The organism is Corallococcus sp. AB049A, assembly GCF_003668885.1.
In the GTDB taxonomy this organism is placed as follows: domain Bacteria; phylum Myxococcota; class Myxococcia; order Myxococcales; family Myxococcaceae; genus Corallococcus; species Corallococcus interemptor.
In genome coordinates this window covers 1-17,717 of sequence record NZ_RAWL01000161.1, presented here as the reverse complement: position 1 = coordinate 17,717, position 17,717 = coordinate 1, and the positions used below count along the sequence as shown (strand labels likewise).

17 protein-coding genes are annotated in these 17,717 nt (G+C 67.4%); 13 read left to right on the top strand and 4 right to left on the bottom strand.

What is annotated here, in order from left to right; genetic code table 11:
• Window positions 1-769, top strand: a 769-nt coding sequence (locus D7X55_RS18715; RefSeq protein WP_158626393.1) for a hypothetical protein, incomplete at its 5' end; no start/stop codon positions are given.
• A 71-nt stretch (window positions 770-840) separates the two neighbouring features.
• Here the strand turns inward: D7X55_RS18715 and D7X55_RS18710 are convergent.
• Window positions 841-2,292, bottom strand: coding sequence for a glycoside hydrolase family 6 protein (locus D7X55_RS18710; protein ID WP_121723784.1), 1,452 nt, complete (start codon window positions 2,290-2,292; stop codon window positions 841-843).
• Window positions 2,293-2,697: 405 nt separating this feature from the next.
• On the opposite strand from D7X55_RS18710, the gene D7X55_RS18705 reads away from it, so the two are divergent.
• The 5 genes from D7X55_RS18705 to D7X55_RS18690 all read left to right on the top strand — a co-directional run bounded on the left by D7X55_RS18705 (window position 2,698) and on the right by D7X55_RS18690 (window position 6,421).
• On the top strand, window positions 2,698-3,198 hold the full coding sequence (locus tag D7X55_RS18705) for a TIR domain-containing protein (RefSeq protein ID WP_158626392.1): 501 nt from the start codon (window positions 2,698-2,700) through the stop codon (window positions 3,196-3,198).
• A complete protein-coding gene (locus tag D7X55_RS42930; protein WP_158626391.1) occupies window positions 3,195-3,860 on the top strand; it encodes a hypothetical protein in 666 nt (221 codons plus the stop codon). The genes D7X55_RS18705 and D7X55_RS42930 overlap by 4 nt, the downstream gene beginning before the upstream one ends.
• Window positions 3,857-4,921 (top strand): pyrophosphatase, encoded by a 1,065-nt coding sequence (locus D7X55_RS18700; RefSeq protein WP_121723780.1) that lies wholly within the window; start codon window positions 3,857-3,859, stop codon window positions 4,919-4,921. The genes D7X55_RS42930 and D7X55_RS18700 overlap by 4 nt, the downstream gene beginning before the upstream one ends.
• 8 nt (window positions 4,922-4,929) lie before the next feature.
• Window positions 4,930-5,961, top strand: coding sequence for a nucleotide kinase domain-containing protein (locus D7X55_RS18695; RefSeq protein ID WP_158626390.1), 1,032 nt, complete (start codon window positions 4,930-4,932; stop codon window positions 5,959-5,961).
• A 79-nt stretch (window positions 5,962-6,040) separates the two neighbouring features.
• Window positions 6,041-6,421 (top strand): HNH endonuclease, encoded by a 381-nt coding sequence (locus D7X55_RS18690; protein WP_121723779.1) that lies wholly within the window; start codon window positions 6,041-6,043, stop codon window positions 6,419-6,421.
• 9 nt (window positions 6,422-6,430) lie between these two features.
• On the opposite strand, the gene D7X55_RS18685 is transcribed toward D7X55_RS18690, so the two are convergent.
• The gene (locus tag D7X55_RS18685; protein WP_158626389.1) at window positions 6,431-7,405 is read right to left on the bottom strand and encodes a DUF4440 domain-containing protein; all 975 of its coding nucleotides are present in this window, start codon (window positions 7,403-7,405) and stop codon (window positions 6,431-6,433) included.
• A gap of 153 nt (window positions 7,406-7,558) precedes the next feature.
• On the opposite strand from D7X55_RS18685, the gene D7X55_RS18680 reads away from it, so the two are divergent.
• Together D7X55_RS18680 and D7X55_RS18675 are read left to right on the top strand one after the other, a co-directional pair.
• On the top strand, window positions 7,559-10,003 hold the full coding sequence (locus tag D7X55_RS18680; protein WP_121723777.1) for an acylase: 2,445 nt from the start codon (window positions 7,559-7,561) through the stop codon (window positions 10,001-10,003).
• A gap of 303 nt (window positions 10,004-10,306) precedes the next feature.
• Window positions 10,307-11,047: a hypothetical protein gene (locus D7X55_RS18675; protein ID WP_121723776.1), complete on the top strand. Its 741-nt coding sequence runs from the start codon at window positions 10,307-10,309 to the stop codon at window positions 11,045-11,047.
• Between the two features lie 12 nt (window positions 11,048-11,059).
• Here D7X55_RS18675 and D7X55_RS18670 read toward each other — a convergent pair whose 3' ends face one another.
• Together D7X55_RS18670 and D7X55_RS18665 are read right to left on the bottom strand one after the other, a co-directional pair.
• Window positions 11,060-11,647 (bottom strand): regulatory protein RecX, encoded by a 588-nt coding sequence (locus tag D7X55_RS18670; protein WP_121723775.1) that lies wholly within the window; start codon window positions 11,645-11,647, stop codon window positions 11,060-11,062.
• A 92-nt stretch (window positions 11,648-11,739) separates the two neighbouring features.
• Window positions 11,740-12,639 (bottom strand): AraC family transcriptional regulator, encoded by a 900-nt coding sequence (locus tag D7X55_RS18665; protein WP_120550188.1) that lies wholly within the window; start codon window positions 12,637-12,639, stop codon window positions 11,740-11,742.
• Between the two features lie 99 nt (window positions 12,640-12,738).
• On the opposite strand from D7X55_RS18665, the gene D7X55_RS18660 reads away from it, so the two are divergent.
• From D7X55_RS18660 to D7X55_RS18640, 5 genes are all read left to right on the top strand, one after another.
• Window positions 12,739-13,500 (top strand): SDR family oxidoreductase, encoded by a 762-nt coding sequence (locus tag D7X55_RS18660; protein WP_120550189.1) that lies wholly within the window; start codon window positions 12,739-12,741, stop codon window positions 13,498-13,500.
• A 100-nt stretch (window positions 13,501-13,600) separates the two neighbouring features.
• Window positions 13,601-14,029 carry a YciI family protein gene (locus D7X55_RS18655; RefSeq protein ID WP_120550190.1) on the top strand — a complete coding sequence of 143 codons (429 nt, stop codon included), beginning with the start codon at window positions 13,601-13,603 and terminating at the stop codon, window positions 14,027-14,029.
• 236 nt (window positions 14,030-14,265) lie between these two features.
• Window positions 14,266-15,381, top strand: a complete 1,116-nt coding sequence (locus tag D7X55_RS18650) for a hypothetical protein (protein WP_147470140.1) — start codon at window positions 14,266-14,268, stop codon at window positions 15,379-15,381.
• Window positions 15,382-15,406: 25 nt separating this feature from the next.
• Window positions 15,407-16,291 (top strand): hypothetical protein, encoded by an 885-nt coding sequence (locus D7X55_RS18645; RefSeq protein ID WP_121723773.1) that lies wholly within the window; start codon window positions 15,407-15,409, stop codon window positions 16,289-16,291.
• Between the two features lie 67 nt (window positions 16,292-16,358).
• Complete coding sequence (locus D7X55_RS18640) at window positions 16,359-17,648, top strand: hypothetical protein (protein ID WP_121723772.1); 1,290 nt, start codon at window positions 16,359-16,361, stop codon at window positions 17,646-17,648.
• Window positions 17,649-17,717: the final 69 nt, after the last annotated feature.

Sequence of the window (17,717 nt, the reverse complement as noted above, 5' to 3'; positions counted from 1 at the left end):
GCCCCCGGGTACGGACCCGGCCGCCAGCGCCATCCCCACCAACGAGGCGACGCAGGCCCAGAAGGAGCAGGGCTGGAACGCGCCCCAGACGACCGTCGCGCAGACGAGCAAGAAGGGCTGCGCGGAGGCAACCCTCACCTACCTGGAGCAGGCCGGTGCAGAGGAGGCCGCCCCGCTGACGCAGCAGGAGGCCCGCGAGAAGGTCCGCAACAAGGCGGACACGCTGAGCACGTCCGTGCGGGACCGCGTGAACGTGAACCTGGATGACGGCGCGACCCCGGACGAGATGGGCGCGATGCTCGGGAGCATGGGCATCAAGGTCACCAACGGCTTCGACGAGTGCAACACGGACGCGCTCAGCAGCGCGCTGAAGCACGGCCAGATGGCCCTGGCGATGGTGGACTCCGGAGCGCTGCTCAACACGACCCTGGCGGAGGGCGACAAGGGTCCGGAGAGCGGCGAGCTGCACTGGCTCACCATCGACGGCGTGAACCCGGGCAAGAGCCGGGGCACGGACGACGACCTCTACCGCGTGCGCGACCCCGTCAACGGCGCCTACTGGGTGAAGGCCAGCGACCTGAAGAAGAGCATTGAACAGGCCCAGGCGAAGCACGGCAGCGGCGGCGTGATGACGGTGCAGAAGGACGGCACCGCGAAGACGCCGGAGAAGCGCGAGGCCCTGGCCCAGGCCAACCTGGAGCGCACCCAGGCCCTGGGCAAGGGCAACGGCGGCGCCAGCCGGCGCCTCAGCGTCAGCGAGTCGAGCTAAGGCACCCTGCATCACCCCGACGCCTTCCCCAGCCTCGAGCCAGGGAAGGCGTTGTCGCATCCGGAGGAGCTTCAGATGCCGTCGATGAGGCGCGTCGCCAGGTCCGGGCTGAACTGTCCGGCGGGCGTGCCCGGGGCGATGCCGCACTGGCCATCCGAGTCCCCCGGCGTCTTCACCCACAGGAGCATCTCCGCGCCGCCGCCCGTCTGGGACGGGGCGCCCAGCTTGCGGCCAGCGGGGTTGCACCACTCGCCGTTGGAGCCGTTGCCGTTGCGGCTGGTGTCGATGACGTACTGCCGCGTGTAGCCATAGCGGCTGTCCAGCGCGGCGTTCACCGCGTTGCCGTACGTGGTGGACTGCGCGGTGGGATGGAAGTTGGAGACGTTGAGGGAGAAGCCGCGCACGTTGCGCACGCCCGCGGACTCCAGGCGCTGCGCCATGGTGTCGGCGGGAATCCAGCTCGCGTTGCCGCCGTCCAGGTACGTCCAGGTGTTGGGCGCGCGGTCGCGCAGCTGCTCGGAGGCGTAGCGGATGAGGCTCAGCCGCGTGGCGCGCTCCGTGTCGTTGGGGAGGCAGTCCAGCTGCGCGACACCGTCCGGCTCCACGATGACCACCGCCGGCCGGTTGCCAATGGCCGCGGCGAAGGTGGCGATCCACGCGCGGTACGCGTCCGCGCTGCCCGCACCGCCGCCGGAGTGGCTGCCGCAGTCGCGGCCCGGGATGTTGTAGGCCACCAGCACGGGCAGCTTGTCCGCCGCGTCCGCAGCGGCCACGAAGTTGGACACGTCCTGGGAGAGGTTGGTGTTCCAGTTGCCGAACCAGCGCGCCATCGGCTTCGACGCGATGGACGCGTTGATGCGCGACGCGCGGCCATCCCCGCTGTTGTTGCGCGCCCACACAGCCGGGTTGGAGTTGGGGTCCACGTAGAAGCCGCTCGTCATCGCCACCGGGCCGGAGCCGGTGCCGCTCTCCGTGGTGAGCGAGATGTCATCCAGCCGCACGGTGACGGCGTTGGCGCGGCCGCCCAGCTGGAACGTCACCTGCCCCTGTCCCGACGAGAACGACGACGTGAAGGGGAAGGAGAACCGGCGGGACGTGCCGTCCAGCGTGAACGACTGCGTGAGCGTGGACGTGTACGGCGCCACCTCCTGCTGCACGGTGGCGCGCGCGGTGATGGAGGCCGATGCGGTGGCGGTGAACGCCAGCGTGTACGTCTGCCCGGCGGTGAGCGTCAGCCCGCTCTGCCCCACGATGGCGTCCCACGGGTTGGCCGTGTTCGCCGCCACGTCCACGCGCCACCGGCCGCTCTCCACGGACGACTGCGTGCTGGCGTTGTTCCACCACGGCGCCACCGTGCCGGAGCTGAACGTGCCGTTGATGATCAGCTCGGTGAGCGCGGCCTCCTGCGCCGTCAGGGCCGGAGTCTCGGGAGTGCCGGGCTCGGACGGCTCGGACGGGCCACAGGCCGCGAGCGCGAACAGCGGGACGAACGACAGCCGACGCACGGAACGAGGGGTACGCATGAAGGGGGAGCTCCACACTACGGGGGAGCTCCCTTCTTGCGATGCACTACTCTGGAATACAAGGCTAAGCAGCTATTTCAGTTCTTGGCGAGGGACTGATAGCAGCTGTCCAACCCACCAAAACGTGGCCGACCGTCGATCGAAAAGTGAAGCCCGTGAAGTGTAAGAGATCCACCGACAAGAACTGTTCCCATGAGCAAGAGGTCAATCGGTAGTGTTTCTGTCTAGACGGTAAAACACACAGGACAGTCAGGACTGCCTCGTACTGCCCGTCTCGGCTCATTGTGAGTCCCCACATCGGCAGCTGTCAGAAGAGGCGCACTCCGTCCATCCCTATTCCGAGGGATGGCGTGTCAGAGCCCCTGGGTAGTCTCTTGGCCATCTCTAGCCACAGGATGGTTTGCCGTGAGCGGTGAGTCCAAGAAGCTCTTCATCAGCCATGTCCATCAGGAGGCCGCAGCACTCTCAGAACTGAGGGAGCTCCTCCAAAAGGCCGGCTACCACATCCGCGACTCCTCCATCGACAGCGCCACGCGAGCAGAGGCCAAGAGCGACGACGAGGAGTCCATCAAGCACGACGTCCTGCAGCCGAATATTGACTGGGCAGGCACGATGCTCGTGATCATCGCCCCCGGCATCCACGCCCACCCGTTGGCCGACTGGGCGATCAACTACGCGCAGCAGCAGGGCAAGCGCATCGTGGGCGTGTACGACCAGGATGGCAAGGAGTCTGACCTCCCCGCCAGCTTCCACATGTACGGAGATGCGTTGGTGAGCCTGCGAAGTGCGCTGTTGATGGCGGCTATCGACGGCCGACTCAACACCCTCCTCAAACCCGATAGCGAGATGGAGCTCCCGGAGCGAGAGATCGACCGCTTCACCTGCGGGGAGCCCGAGCCCCAATGAAGCTCTATAGCTATGTAGTCGCGCGGGACTACGGGTTCGCTCCGAACCCCTTTTTCAACGTTTGCTCTCTCGCCACCTGTAAACCAGTGATTCGAAGGGGCGCTAGAGTCGGAGACTGGGTGGCTGGGACTGGCTCAAAGCGCTATGGACTGGGAGATCGGCTCGTCTTCGCCATGCGAGTGGGCGAGACGCTCACGTTCGATGAGTACTGGAATGACCATCGCTTTCTGTTGAAGCGGCCCAATCTGCACGGGAGCCTCAAACAAGCATTTGGCGACAACATTTACCATCACGACCCCTCCAACGGGCGCTGGCGCCAAGAACGGTCACACCACAGCCACAGCCGAGGCCAAACCAACCGCGCAAACCTGAAAGCAGATACTGGCGCCAACCAAGTACTGCTGAGCAACTGGTTCGTCTATTTCGGCAAGGATGCTGTCGAGATTCCTAAGCAGTTCCGAAAAGGCTGGAGGGAAACCGTTGTTCACCCCGGGGGGCATGGCCACCTAGTCAACTTTCGTCCCGGGTTCGAAGAGGAATTCACCCAGTGGGTTTTCTCTCTGGGCCAGGAGGGTTTCAAAGGAGAGCCGAAGGAGTTTCGCGGTCAGTTGATCAAGCCAGTAGGGGCCAGCCCTCGGAAGCAGGCTCGGAGGCGGACATGAACTGGCTTGTCCAATTCGCGGCAGAAGCCGGGAAGACCGACACCCTCGCGAACAAAACTGACCACAAGGAATTCCTGGCAGTTGGCCTCTTGGGTGAGGTGGGAGGCGTCCTCGCCGAGTTTAAGAAGCAGAAAAGAGAAGGCCCTGCGTATCCATTCTATAGGGAGCGGCTCGTAGACGAAATTGGCGATGTGTTATGGTATTTCGTACGGCTCGCCACAGTCGGAGTGCCCAACCTGCCCTTGAGGCTACCGATTAACGTACCGGACAGTGAGGAGACTCAGCCGTCCTCACTCCTGGCCCTGGGCGCCGCCGCTGGCCGAGCACTCGAAGCTGTTCAGCGATTTAGCGAAGAGGGACTGCGCAGCGCACTCACGGATACCTGGCTCTACTTGCGCACGGTCGCCGCCCTCGCACATGTCGACCTGGAAGAGGCGTCCAAGCGAAATCGCGCCAAGACCGTGAGCCGATGGCCGCCCGACGGAAGAACAGCGCATGCATTCTTCGATGAGCCTTGTCCCGAGGAAGAACGGCTCCCCCGCCTGTTCACCGTCCGCTTCATCGAGCGAGGTACAGAGCAGAAGCCTCAAGTTCTACTCCGATACAATGACATCAACATCGGAGACCGAATCAGCGACAACATTACGGACTCAGATGGGTACCGCTACCACGACATCTTTCACTTCGCCTATGCGGTCTACCTCGGCTGGTCGCCAGTACTGCGCGCTCTTCTCCGCTCGAAGCGAAAAAGCAATCACCTTGCCGACGAGAATCAAGATGGAGCGAGAGCGGTCATAATCGAGGAAGCAATCTCCGCCATCGTCTTCAGCCGCGCGAAACAGGTGGGCTACTTCGAGAAGGTCCAGCAAGTGGACTTCGACCTACTGAAGAGCATCCAAGAATTCACGAAGGGATTCGAGGTCGCTGACGTCCCCCTCTGGCAGTGGGAGGAGGCCATCCTTGAAGGGTTCCGGGCCTTCCGACAGCTCAAGGAGCAGAAGGGAGGCCTTGTGACGCTCCATCTGAATGCGCGCCAGCTCATCGTGGAGCAGGTAAGGTAGGCCGCCTCATGCGAGGCTCCTCCCTACAGGGCACACTTTTCTCCCCCGCTCCAAGGCCCCACGAGAACCGCGACATCCGTCTTCCAGGCGGAAAGGTCCTCCGCACGACCCCCGTGTACGACACGTACTGGCGCTTCGCGGCGATGCGGCAGGAGGTGTTCTTCCGACGGCTTTCAGGTAGCCCCCCTCCATGGACTGAGGACCCCGTCCTGCGCTCATTCCGGTTCACTAACGTCTATCGAGCCTCGGACCGAGTGAGCCAGTACCTCATACGGCGCGTCATCTATGACGGCCCACAGCAAGAAGAAGAGATCTTCTTCAGGACCCTCCTTTTCAAGCTCTTCAACCGCATCGAAACGTGGGAGCTACTTGAAGCACGGCTGGGTCCCATTACGTGGAGGTCCTTCGACTTTGAGAAGGCGAACGCGGTGCTCGGAACTGCGTTCCACGAGGGTAACCGCCTGTACTCCGCAGCGTACATCATGCCGTCTCCACTCTTTGGTGCAGCTCGAAAGCACACCAACCACTTGGAACTGCTGCGCCGGATGATGGCGGACCATGCCCCCCGTAAAGTCGCATCCGCCCACACGCTGCGCGATGTCTTCCAACTGTTGCGATCCTATCCTTCACTAGGGGACTTCCTGGCGTTCCAGTTCGCCATCGACCTGAACTACAGCGAGTTGCTTCAGTTTGATGAGGCCGAGTTCGTCGTCGCGGGACCAGGCGCGCGAAGTGGAATTGCCAAGTGCTTCAGCGATACCGCAGGACTGGGCGAGGATGAGATCATCTACGCGGTGACGAAGCTGGCCAGCCAGGAGTTCGACCGGCTGGGGCTACGGTTTCAAACCCTCTGGGGCAGGGAACTCCAACCCATCGACTGCCAGAACCTGTTCTGCGAGGTCGATAAATATTCTCGGGTCATGCATCCAGAAGCCACCTCCGAAGGTGGGCGGACCCGCATCAAGCAGCGTTACGAGGCCCGACCGGTCCCCATCTCCTACTGGTATCCGCCCAAGTGGAAGCTGTTTCCCAAGGAGTAGCAGCCTCTAACCAAGTGCGGTCCGGCGACGATGACCAGCCCAAGGTGCGTTAGCACTTCCGCGCACCTATCTACGGCAGGTGGAGGCAGCCGTCGGGGAGCTGATCGTCTATTACGAGTTCCGCAGAGCCAATGGGCCGAATAGCTCGAACGGCTTGAGACTCACCAATGGCGGCGGGCGGCCGGAAGTTCAGGCGGCGCACATCCAACCCGTGGCGTCCCACGGTCCTGACTCCGTCCGCAACGGGCTGGCCCTGACAGGCACCGTGCATTGGATGTTCGACCGGGGCCTCATTTCCATCAACGATGACCACTGCGCCCTGCTGGCGACCCGCGGTGTGCCCGAGGATCTGGGCCGGCTCGTCCAGCCCCACCGCCAGCTGCGACTGCCGGAGCGTCCCGAGTGGCGGCCCCACCCCAGCTATCTGAGGTGGCACCGCGAACACGTCTTCAAGGGCTGACAGCGAGCCTCACGGGCCCTGCGGACCAGGGCTGGAGTTGCCGCCGTCCGCGACGTAGCGCCACTGTCCGTCGGCCTGCCGGCGCCAGACGGTGAGGTACTTCACGTGGTCCACCTCCGGCTGGCCCTGCTCGTTCTTGCCGGTGGCGATGGCGCGGCCCACCGTGTACGCGAGGTCGCCCGAACCGGCGGCGTCTCCCAGCACCGGCTCCCAGCGCAGGTCGATCTTGTCCAGCGTGAACGGCGCGTAGGCCTTCGCGACGGCGTCATGGCCGAAGATGCCGGCGGACCCCTGCGGCAGCACCGCGTCCTCCGCGGCCCAGGCGGTGAAGGCCTTGCCCATGCCCTCGGCGGTGGACTGCGCGGAGAACGCGCGGTCCGCGGCCTTCGCCTCCTCCAGCACCTGCGCGGGCACCAGCGCGCGAGGCTCCGGGAGCGGCAGCGTGGACGACGGCGTGAAGCCCGCGGGCGGCGTCATCGGCGTCTTGGCCGCGTTGCGCACCGCCACCACCACGCGCCACTGCCCGTCCGGCTGGCGCTTCCACGCGGTGATGTAGCGCCCGGAAGGCCGCACCGACGTGCCGCCTGACTCCACCGACGCGTTACCCAGCGAGTACCCCAGCGTCCCGTCCGCGCTCACGTCCCAGCGCACCGGCGTCCAGCGCACCTTGCCCTCCGCCTCCAGCGGATGCGCGGACAGCCACGCGCGGATGGCCTCCTTGCCCTTCTGCGCGTACTCGCCGTCCACGAGCAGCACCGCGTCGTCCGCGACGAAGTCCGCGAACGCCTGCGCCGAACCGGACTTCTCCGCCGCGTCCGACATGGCCTGCTCCGCCGCCCTCAGGCTCGCGCGCGAATCCTCCAGGGACTGCCGCGCCGTACCCGTGCCAGCGGCCTCCGCGCCCGGCCCGGTGGCCTTCGCTCCACCGCACCCCAGGGTCCCCAACGCCGCGACGACGAGCGCGCCCGCGAACATCCGTTTCATGTGCTGGTTTCCTTTCGTGAAACACCCGCGGGCCCCAGCCATACACGTAAACACCGGATTCCGCTCGCCCCGTATCCCGGGACGATCCAGGAATGATGCGTTTCTACAATTAGGAGGGAATTTCTTTCCCCACCGCGAAAAGGAATCCCTCGAATGGATGGACGCAACGGAAGGACCGGTGGCGCCGGGCTGCTGCCGCTGACGGCGCTGCTGCTGCTGGCCACCGCCTGTGAGCCGCGCGCCGCGGCGCCGGAAGGCACGACCGCGACGGTGAAGCAGGGGGCGGGCAGTCTCTCCGCCACCGTGCGCAGGACGGCGCATGGCATCCCGCACGTGCTGGCGGACGACTTCGCCGGCGTGGGCTACGGCTACGGCTACGCGTTCGCGCAGGACAACTTCTGCGCGCTGATGGACTCGCTGGTGACGGTGAACGCCCAGCGCTCGCGCTACTTCGGGCCGGCCGCCACGTACCTGGCGGCCCTGGGCAGCCAGTACAACAACCTCAAGAGCGACTTCTTCTACCAGGCCATCATCGACGACGGCACGGTGGACACGCTGCTGGCGAAGCCCGCGCCCCTGGGCCCGTCCCAGGACGCGCGCGAGCTGGTGCGCGGCTACACGGCCGGCATCAACCGCTACCTGAACGAAGTCGGCGTGGACGGCATCTCGGATCCGCGCTGCCGCGGCGCCGCCTGGGTGCGCCCCATCACCGAGCGCGACCTGTACCTGCGCTACTACCAGCTGAGCCTCTTCGCCAGCTCGCTGTACTTCCTGGACGCGCTGGTGGACGCGAAGCCCCCGTCCCTCTTGCCGGACGGCACGCTGCCCCTGCCGCTGCCCGCGCCCGCCACGCTGGACCGCAAGGTGTTCCCCAGCTCGGAGACGCTCGGCCTGGGCAGCAACGCCTTCGGCCTGGGCGCCCAGGCCACGCGCAACGGCAAGGGCATGCTGCTGGCCAACCCGCACTTCCCCTGGGAGGGCTCGGAGCGCTTCTACGAGGCGCACCTCACGGTGCCGGGCAAGCTCAACGTCTCCGGCGTGAGCCTGCTGGGCGTGCCGGCCATCCTCATCGGCCACAACGAGACGCTGGCCTGGAGCCACACCGTCTCCACCGCGTACCGCTTCACCCCGTTCGAGCTGAAGCTCGTCCCGGGCTTCCCGACGAAGTACCTGTACGACGGCCAGGTTCGCGACATGACGACCCGCACCGTCACGGTGCAGGCGAAGGAGGCGGACGGGTCGCTCACGTCACGCCAGCACACGTTCTACCGTTCGCACCTGGGCCCGATGCTGGAGTACCCGGCCGGCCTGATGACGTGGAACGGCCTCACCGGCTACGCGTTCCATGACGCCAACGCCTCCAACCTGCGCCTGCTCGACGCGTTCTTCGCCATGGACCGCGCGGCGAACGTGGACGAGCTGCGCACGGCGCAGGACACCTGGCAGGGCATCCCCTGGGTGAACACCATCGCCACGGACGCGCAGGGCCGCGCGTACTACGCGGACATGAGCGTGGTGCCGCACGTCACCGACGCGAAGCTCGCGCGCTGCGTGCTGTCCCCCATCCCGCTGCTGGTGCTCGCGAGCGCGGGGCTGCCGGTGCTGGACGGCTCGCGCTCCGACTGCGCGCTGGGCAGCGACGCGGACGCGGTGGAGCCGGGCATCTTCGGCCCGGGCAGCCTGCCGCGCCTGCAGCGCGCGGACTACGTCACCAACTCCAACGACAGCTACTGGCTGCCCAACCCCGCCCAGCCGCTCACCGGCTTCCCGCGCATCCTGGGCGGGGAGAAGAACGTGCGCAGCCTGCGCACCCGCCTGGGCCTGAAGATGGTGCAGGGCCGCATCGCCGGCACGGACGGCCTGGAGGGCCAGGGCTTCACGCTCCCGCAGCTCCAGACGGTGATGTTCAACAACCGCAACTACTCCGGTGAGCTGCTGCGCGACGCCGCCGTGGCGCTCTGCCGCCGCACGCCCTTCGTGCTGATGCCGGACCTCACCTTCGAGGACCTGCGCCCCGCCTGCCCCGTGCTGGCCGCGTGGGACCTGAAGGGCAACGTGGACAGCCGGGGCGAGCTGCTCTGGCGCGTGTTCATCCTCAACGCGGTGGGCGTCACGGGCGGCCCGTACCTGGTGCCCTTCAACGCGAACGACCCGCTCAACACGCCGCGCACGCTCAACACGCTGAACCCGGCGGTGGCCCAGGCGCTGGGCACCGCCATCCGCACGCTGCGCGAGCGCGGCATCGCCCTGGACGCGACGACAGGCTCCGTGCAGGGCAAGCGCAAGAACGGCGTCTTCTACCCGGTGCACGGCTGCGCCCACGACGAGGGCTGCTTCAACCAGATCGCCAACCAGCTGCTGCCGGACGGCACCTATGAGCCCATCCTGGGCTCCAGCTTCGTCATGGCCGTGTCCTTCACGGACTCAGGGCCCGTGGCGAAGTCCGTGCTCACCTACTCCCAGTCCACGAACCCGGCCTCGCCCTGGTTCGCGGACCAGACGGCCCTGTTCTCCCAGAAGCAGTGGGTGGACCGGCGCTACACGGAGGCGGAGATTTCCAGCGACGCGGCGCTGAGCGTCACGCACCTCCAGGAGTAGCCAAAGCCAGACATCGGGGCTTGAACGCGGCCCGGCGCCTATTGAAGGCGCCGGGCCGTGGTGTTTTCAGGCCTTCGAGGGCGTGGCCTGGATGTCCAGCTCCACGTCCACCTTCTCGCCAGTGGCGTGGGACTGGCGCGCACTTTCCGAGGTCCCGAGTCTCACCCATTGGTGGAACTGATAGGGATTGCCAGACCCATCCCCGGAAGGCACACTTCACCCTGGGTGAAACAAGGATTTCCCTCCAGGCGGCGCACTCCCGCGCCCCTTTCCGGGAATCCCACCCGGGGTGACCCTGTGAAGATGCTTCGTTGGAGTGCGGCGGCGCTGGCGCTGTTCGTCGTGGGCTGCGGGAGCGTGGAGGAGCAGCAGGCGCCCGAGGCCGAGGCGCTGGTGTCGCAGGGGTCGGCGTTGGCGGCCCGGGCCTGTGTGAACAGCCTCGGATGCCGTCAAGCCTGTGCGTGCGAGGGCGGCTATTGCGTCCCGGACGGGTTCGGCCCGCCGCCGCCCGAAGGGCACTGCGACCTGCCGCCCGAGCGCGCCTGTTCGACGGGGTCGGACTGCGCGTCCGGCTGCAACTGCGTGGGGAACGTCTGCGTCAATGACGGCTTCAGCCCGCCCGCCAACTGCCTGCTGGCGCCTCCAGACGCCTACGAGAGCGACAACACGCACACCTCCGCCTCGTCGTACCTGGGCACGCCGCAGCTCAACCACTCCTTCCACCGCCAGAACGACGTGGACTGGGTGCTGGTGGCCACGCCGGTGAACCAGGTGATGACGGTGGAGACCTACAACCTGCGCAACGGCCCCACGATGCGTGTCGAAATCTACGCGTACAACTACGGCACCCGCACGTTGGGGGCGCTCCTGGGCAGCACGCAGTCCACCGTCTGCTCGCAGTTCCTCCCGTCATGCCAGCTGTACCGCGTGACGGCCAACGTCGTGGCGGGGGGCGTCTACGCGGTGAAGCTCACGGACAAGCGCAACCGGCCCTCGGGAGACGACTACACGCCCACCGCGAAGTACGACCTGAAGATGTACTGAACCCCTGCGCCCTCAGTCGCGGGCCGGCAGGTCGTCCGCCGTCCCGTCGATGACGCGCTTCGCGATGACGAAGGGGAAGCCCGCGCGGGCGAGCGCCGCCAGGTCCCTCTGGCGGTTCTCCTCGCGCGTGCTCGGGTCGCGCCGGAAGGGGCCCAGGCGCTTCTTGCGCGCCCAGATGCGGGCGGCGGCGTCCTCGGGCACGTCCTGGGTGGCCTCCGCCAGCTTCTCCTGCACCAGCTCCGGCGCCACGCCCTTCATGCGCAGCTTCTGGGTGATGACGCGCGCGCTGCGGCCGGATGCGCGCAGCGAGTGCACGCGCGTCTCCGCGTACGTCCGGTCGTTGATGAGGCCGTTGCGGATGAGCTTCTCCGCCAGCGCGTCCACCCAGCCCACGGCCTCCGCGCGGTCGCCGCCGTGGAACTTCACGGAGCGGTCCACCCGGCGCATCAGCACGCGCTTGAGCTGGCTCACCGTGGCCGCGTACCGCTTGAGGTAGTGCAGCGCCGCGTTCTCCAGATAGCGCGGCGACACCTTCCGGGGCGGCTTCGGTTTGCGAGGCTCCCGGCGGCGCTCCGGGTCCCTTTCGGTGGGGTCGTCCATGGCGGGACAGCTCTACCACCGGGGTCCGACGCATGGGGACGTGTCAGCTGCCCCTCCAGGTGGAGCGCCCGGGGCCCGGCTGCCCGGGTGCCCTACTGCTGTTCCCGCGCGTAGTGCGTGGGCGGCAGCCCGACGTGGCGGGTGAAGGCGACGCTGAAGGTGCTCGCGGAGCTGTAGCCCACCTGCTCCGCGACCTCGGAGACGGTGACCTCCTTCTTGCGCCGCAGCAGGTCCTTCGCCTTGGCCATGCGCCAGCCGAGCAGGTACTCCATCGGGGCGACGCCCACCGCGCGACTGAAGCGCTCGAAGAACGTGGAACGGGACAGCGCGGCCTCCTTCGCCAGCTGCGCCACGGTCCATGGCTCGGTCGGGCGCTCGTGCATCCGCCGGATGGCCACCGCCAGGCGCTCGTCGGCGAGCCCGCGCAGCAGTCCCGGCGACGCCTCGAGGCCCGCGGTGGAGCGGAGCGCTTCGATGAGCAGCACCTCCATGAGGCGGGAGAGGATGACCTCACGCGCGGGCCTGCGTTCACGCGACTCGTCCTTCAAAAGCTCCACGAGGGTGGTGAGCCGCTGCTCGCCGTGAACGTGCACGAACTGGGGGAGCAGCGAGACGAGCAGGCTCGCGTCCGGGGAGGCGAAGGTGCAGTACCCCACCATCATCCGGACGTCTGGGGGGCCGTCGTGCACGCCGTTGCGGATCTCTCCATCGGGCAACACGATGCGCGGGGTCTCGTGTTTCCCCTTTGGCGGCTCGATGCTCGTCATCGTGAAGTCGAACGCCGCGGGGACCAGGACGAAGTCCCCCTTCTCGAGGATGACCGGCTCACGCCCATCAATGGCCAGGCGGCTCCGCCCCAGGAGGACCGCGCAGTAGAAGGGCCGCCCATTCTCCGCGCGCCGCACCCGCCACTTGTCCGCGCCGCTGACGAACTTCGAGAACGGAGCGCCTGGCTGGAGCAGCGAGACCACTTCGGCGAGGGGATCGACCACGACCGGACTCCTGCGAATGAAATATGGACTCCCTGTTGTAGCAGGTCCGGACCGGGCTCCGTATATCCATCACCGAACCCCGCACTGACAGGAACCGCCATGAAGACCATCTTGATCACCGGCTGCTCATCCGGCTTCGGACTCGACACCGCCCGTCACTTCCTCGAACACGGCTGGAAGGTCATCGCCACGATGCGCAAGCCGCGCGAGGACGTGCTGCCCCGCTCGGAGCACCTGCGCGTGCTCCCGCTCGACGTCACCGACCCGGCGAGCATCCGCAAGCTGGTGGAGGACGCGGGCCCCATCGACGCGCTGGTCAACAACGCGGGCGTCGGCCTGATGGGCATCTTCGAAGGCACCGCCATGGAGACGATCCGCGGCACCTTCGAAACGAACCTGTTCGGCGCCATGGCCGTGACCCAGGCGTTCCTGCCCGGGTTCAGGCAGCAGAAGGCGGGGGTCATCGTGAACGTCTCGTCGGGCACGACGTTGAAGCCGCTCCCGCTGCTCTCCGTCTACAGCGCGAGCAAGGCGGCGCTCAACATGTTCACCGAATCGCTCGCGCTGGAGCTCCGGCCCTTCGGCGTGCGGGTGAGCCTGGTGATTCCGGGGCGCTCGCCCGAGACGTCCTTCTCGAAGAACGCCCAGGCCCGGGGACAGGATCAGGGCGTCAACGCCCCCGAGGCGTACGCCGGCTTCGTGCGGAGCATCTTCGAGCAGAGGGCGGCGCATGCGTCCGGACCGGTCACCCGGTCGCAGGACGTGGTGGAGGCCATCTGGCGCGCGGTGAACGACCCGTCTTCCCCGCTCCGCCTGCCCGCGGGCGCGGACGCCGTGGAGATGGCCAGGGCAGGAACCTAGGATGGAGGCGTGCGCTCTTTAATTCCCGTGTCGATCCGCGGCATGGCCATTCGTCGCGAGGATGGAGCCACGCATTTCCTTCCCCATTCCAGGAGCCCCCATGCGCTTCATGCTCATCCCCCGCCCCTCCACGATTGAACCCACGCACTCGGACGCGCCCTTCGACGAGGCCGTCTTCATCGCGCAGATGAAGTTCAACGAGGAGATGCACAAGGCCGGCGTGCTCATCGCCTCCGAGGGCCTCAGCCCCTCTCCGGGCGCGCACGTCGTCTTCAAGGACGGCAAGTCCACCGTGAAGGATGGCCCCTACGCGGAGACCAAGGAACTCATCGGCGGCTTCTACGTGCTGGAGGTGAAGTCGAAGGAGGAGGCCATCGAGTGGGCCCGCCGCTACCCGGGCGGCATGGGCAACGACGACGTGATGGAGGTCCGTCCCCTCACCGGCACTGGAGACATCCCGCCGGAGCTGGTGACGCTCATCGAGAAGGTGGCGCCCAGCTGGAGCCAGACCTTCAAGACACGTCCGTGACGCGTCCGTGGCGCAGGTGGCGGCGAATGACAAGCGCCACCTGTTGAGCGTGAGGCGACAGTTTGAGACAGTCAGCCAATCGCACGGATGGACCCGGGGGGGGGTGACCCAGAATGCCTAACATTCGATACGGATTCCCGTATGGTGCCGGAGCGGGTTGCGCAGTCGGCGGGGTGGGGGCTCCTCTCGTTACGCCCCCCATGCCAAACCCGGTGACGTTGGGATGGGCGCAGCTCATGAACGCCCAGCTTCGTCTTGGCGTCTATCCGCCCGGTTGGGTCGTCGATGAGATCTCCTGGCGGATCTACTCGTTCTGTGTCGCCTGCGCTCCGGTGGGAGTCGGGGCAGTGCCGGGTGTGCCCGTGGCCGTCCCGGCCGTCGGGATGGCCCCGGGTGTGGCCGCGGGCGCCGGAGTGCCCAATCTGCCCCCAAGCCCGGTGGCGATGGGTGTCGACGCGACAGAGAAAGGGCAGCTGGGCTACCACCTGGGAACGGCCATCGGCGGCGCCCTCATCGAGTACCTGGCAGGTGCCGGCGGCGGTTCGCTCCTGTACCCGTTTCATCTCAGCCGGGCCGAAGCCAATGGTGGGCAGTTCGTTCTTGGCCCGCAGCGGCCGGACATCGTCATCTTCGACGTGCATCCGGGCACCCTTGTCGTCAGCAACTTCGTCGTCTGGGAGAACAAGGGGCACGCCGCGGGCCCCGCGGGCGCCGCCCCGCTCCTCGCCGCGCTCGCTCAGGCCCAGAGCCTCGCCAACATGACGCACTGGCCTGGGAACCCACATATCGGCGGTGGAGTCGCGGGTGGGGCGCTGATTGGTGGCGGCGGCATTGCGCCCGACGCCCACCTGGCGTCCATGGTCGATTCCTACCATGGCAACTATCGCGTCCAGGTCATCGACCCGCCGGGCAAGGGACGCGTGCCCCCTCCCATGTCGCCGCAGGAGGGTGACAACTTCTTCACCGGCTACTACGCCCCGTTCGCCGAGGCGGTTCAGTCCGGGTCCAGTCCACAAAGGCGGCAGTACGGAGGTCGGCCCTTCAGGACGGTAGGCCTCGAGAAGGAGGTCAGGCTCGGGCTCGACGAGGAGATCCTCTCCGCATTGAGCAGTCGGGGCTCGGGCAGGGTGTCGAGCAGAATTGCCCAGGCATTGAGCAAAGGCTACCCGTTCAAAGCCGACGATTCCCTGTACGTCCACCCAACGGGGATTTCCGTCGAGCTCCCCAAGGGGTGGAAGCCGAATCGGAATCCCGTGGGTGGAAAGGGAACCTTCATGCGCGAAGTCCCCCTCGACGAAGAAACGGCCGCACGCGTGCCGGTACGTCGCACCGGTCGCCAGACGTCCCGCTGAAATCGCCCGTCCCTTCGAGGTCGCAATGCGCATGGCCAGGCACCCGCTGAAGACGCTCACCGTTGTCTGCGGTCTCCTCGTGGGCGCCTTCGCGCGGGCCGCCCCACCGCCGGAGCTGCCTCCGGGGGTGAAGCCTTTGTTGGAGACCGCGCAGGCCATCAACAACGGCCTCACCCAGACGAGCTACGCGTACACGCAGACGCCGGACGGACAGCCACTCATCCAGCAACAGGAGGACGGCTGGACGGCATACACGGACTGCTCGGGCTGGGTGAGCTACCTCGTGGGCAAGGTGCTGCCGTCGCAGTACGCGGCGGTGATGAAGTTCAAGACGGAGGAGTTCCCGAAGGAGAAGAAGCGGCCCTGGCCCCGCGCCTACGTCTGGCAGGCCTGGTTCCAGTCCCTGGGCACGTCACCGGCTCCGGGCGCGCCGTTCACGGCGGTGACGGACCTGCGGCAGGTACAACCCGGGGACATCATCGCGTGGTGCCTGGGGCACTGGTGCCAGGGCGGCACGGGCCATAACAAGGACACCGGCCACATCCTGCTGGTGATGGGGCCCGCGACGCAGGTGTCCCCCGCCGGTGACGGCGCGCCCGCGGTCTGGGCGGTGCCGGTGCTCGACGCGTCGAACCTGAAGCACCACGCCGCGCACGGCACGTCCGTGCTGCCGCTGAAGGCCCTGCGGAGCTTCGCGGGCTGCGGGAAGGACTACGACCCGCGCAAGTACCAGCCCGGCCAGACGCCCACCTGTGGCGGCCTGGGCCCGGGGGCCCTCCACTTCCAGGTGGATGACCAGGGCGCGCCCACGGCGTTCCAGTTCGGCCCCAAGAACAACTTCCATCCGAAGCCACCGGAGAACGGGCGCATCTCCATCGGCCGGCCGGTGATGCAGGCTCCGGCGCGCTAGAGTGCCGGGCGCCCCCATGACGCCCGCCTCGCCGTCCACCGCAGCCACTCTTCCCACGGGAGCGTGGATGCACCGCGCGGTGAGGCTGTTCGCGCCGGTGGTGGGCGTCCTCGGACTTCTGGGCCTGGTGCTCTTCTACTTCCAGCGCGCGGACAAGGACCTGCCGTTCATCCAGTCGGACGGGTACGGCCACTACGTCTACCTGCCCGCCCTCTTCATCCAGCACGACCCCACCTTCCACAAGGAGGTGGCCAGCTGGGGCGAGTACTGGGACCCCAACGTGGGCCTCACGCTGGACGCGGGCACGCACCGCTACCTCAACCGCTTCCCGCCGGGACAGGCGCTGCTGACGCTGCCCGCGTTCTTCCTCGCGCACGCCAGCGCGGGCCTCGTGGGCGCGCCCCGGGATGGCTTCTCCTCGCCCTATCAGGTCGCGGTGGCGCTCAACGGACTGCTCGCGCTCGTCATCGGACTGGCGCTCCTGTCCCGAGCATTGCAGGACCTCTACCCGCCCGCCGTGGTGCTGGCGACGCTGACCGCCGTCACCTTCGCCACCAACCTGTTCCATTACGGCACCGCCGACGCCTGCTTCAGCCACGTCTATTCGTTCGCGCTCTTCGCGGCGCTGATGCTGCTCGTGCCCCGCTGGTACGCGGCGCCCACGGCGCGCCGGTCCCTGCTCCTGGGGCTCGTGGCGGGGCTCATCGTGCTGGTGCGAAACCCCAACGCGCTCGCGCTGCTCTTCATCCCGCTCTACGGCGTCCACGATGGCGCGACCCAGCGCGCGCGGCTCCAGTTCCTGCGCGCGCACCTGCCGAGCCTCGCGCTCGCCGGGCTCGCGTTCGCCGCGGTGATGTCGGTGCTCTTCGGCTTCTGGCACTACGCCACGGGGCACTGGCTCGTGTACTCGTACCAGGGCTTCGGCTTCCAGTTCGACCGGCCCATGGTGCTCGCGGTCCTCTTCAGCATCCGCAAGGGCCTCTTCTTCTGGGCGCCGGTGTGGCTCTTCGCCGCATGGGGCTTCGTGCGAGACCGCGAGCGGCTGCGGCCCTACCTGCTGCCGTTCCTCCTCTTCTTCATCCTGCACACGTACCTGGTGTCCGCGTGGTGGCACTGGCCCTATGGCCGCAGCTTCGGCCACCGCGCCTATACGGAAGCGAGCGCGTTCTTCGCGCCCGGGCTCGCCGGCCTCCTCGCCACCCTGCGCCGGCCCGCGTCCCGCCGGCTCATGGCCGGGGTGCTGGTGCTGCTCGTGCTGCTCCAGGGCTTCCTGATGCTGCGCTACTGGCAGGGGAAGCTCCCCGGCGACCGGACGACCTGGCCCGTGTACCGGAGCCTCTTCACCCCATCGCCCTGAACCTCCCCGCCTGCCCTGCGTGGGAGGAGGAGGCCCACCGGACCCTCCCCGTCCCACACACGTCTATAC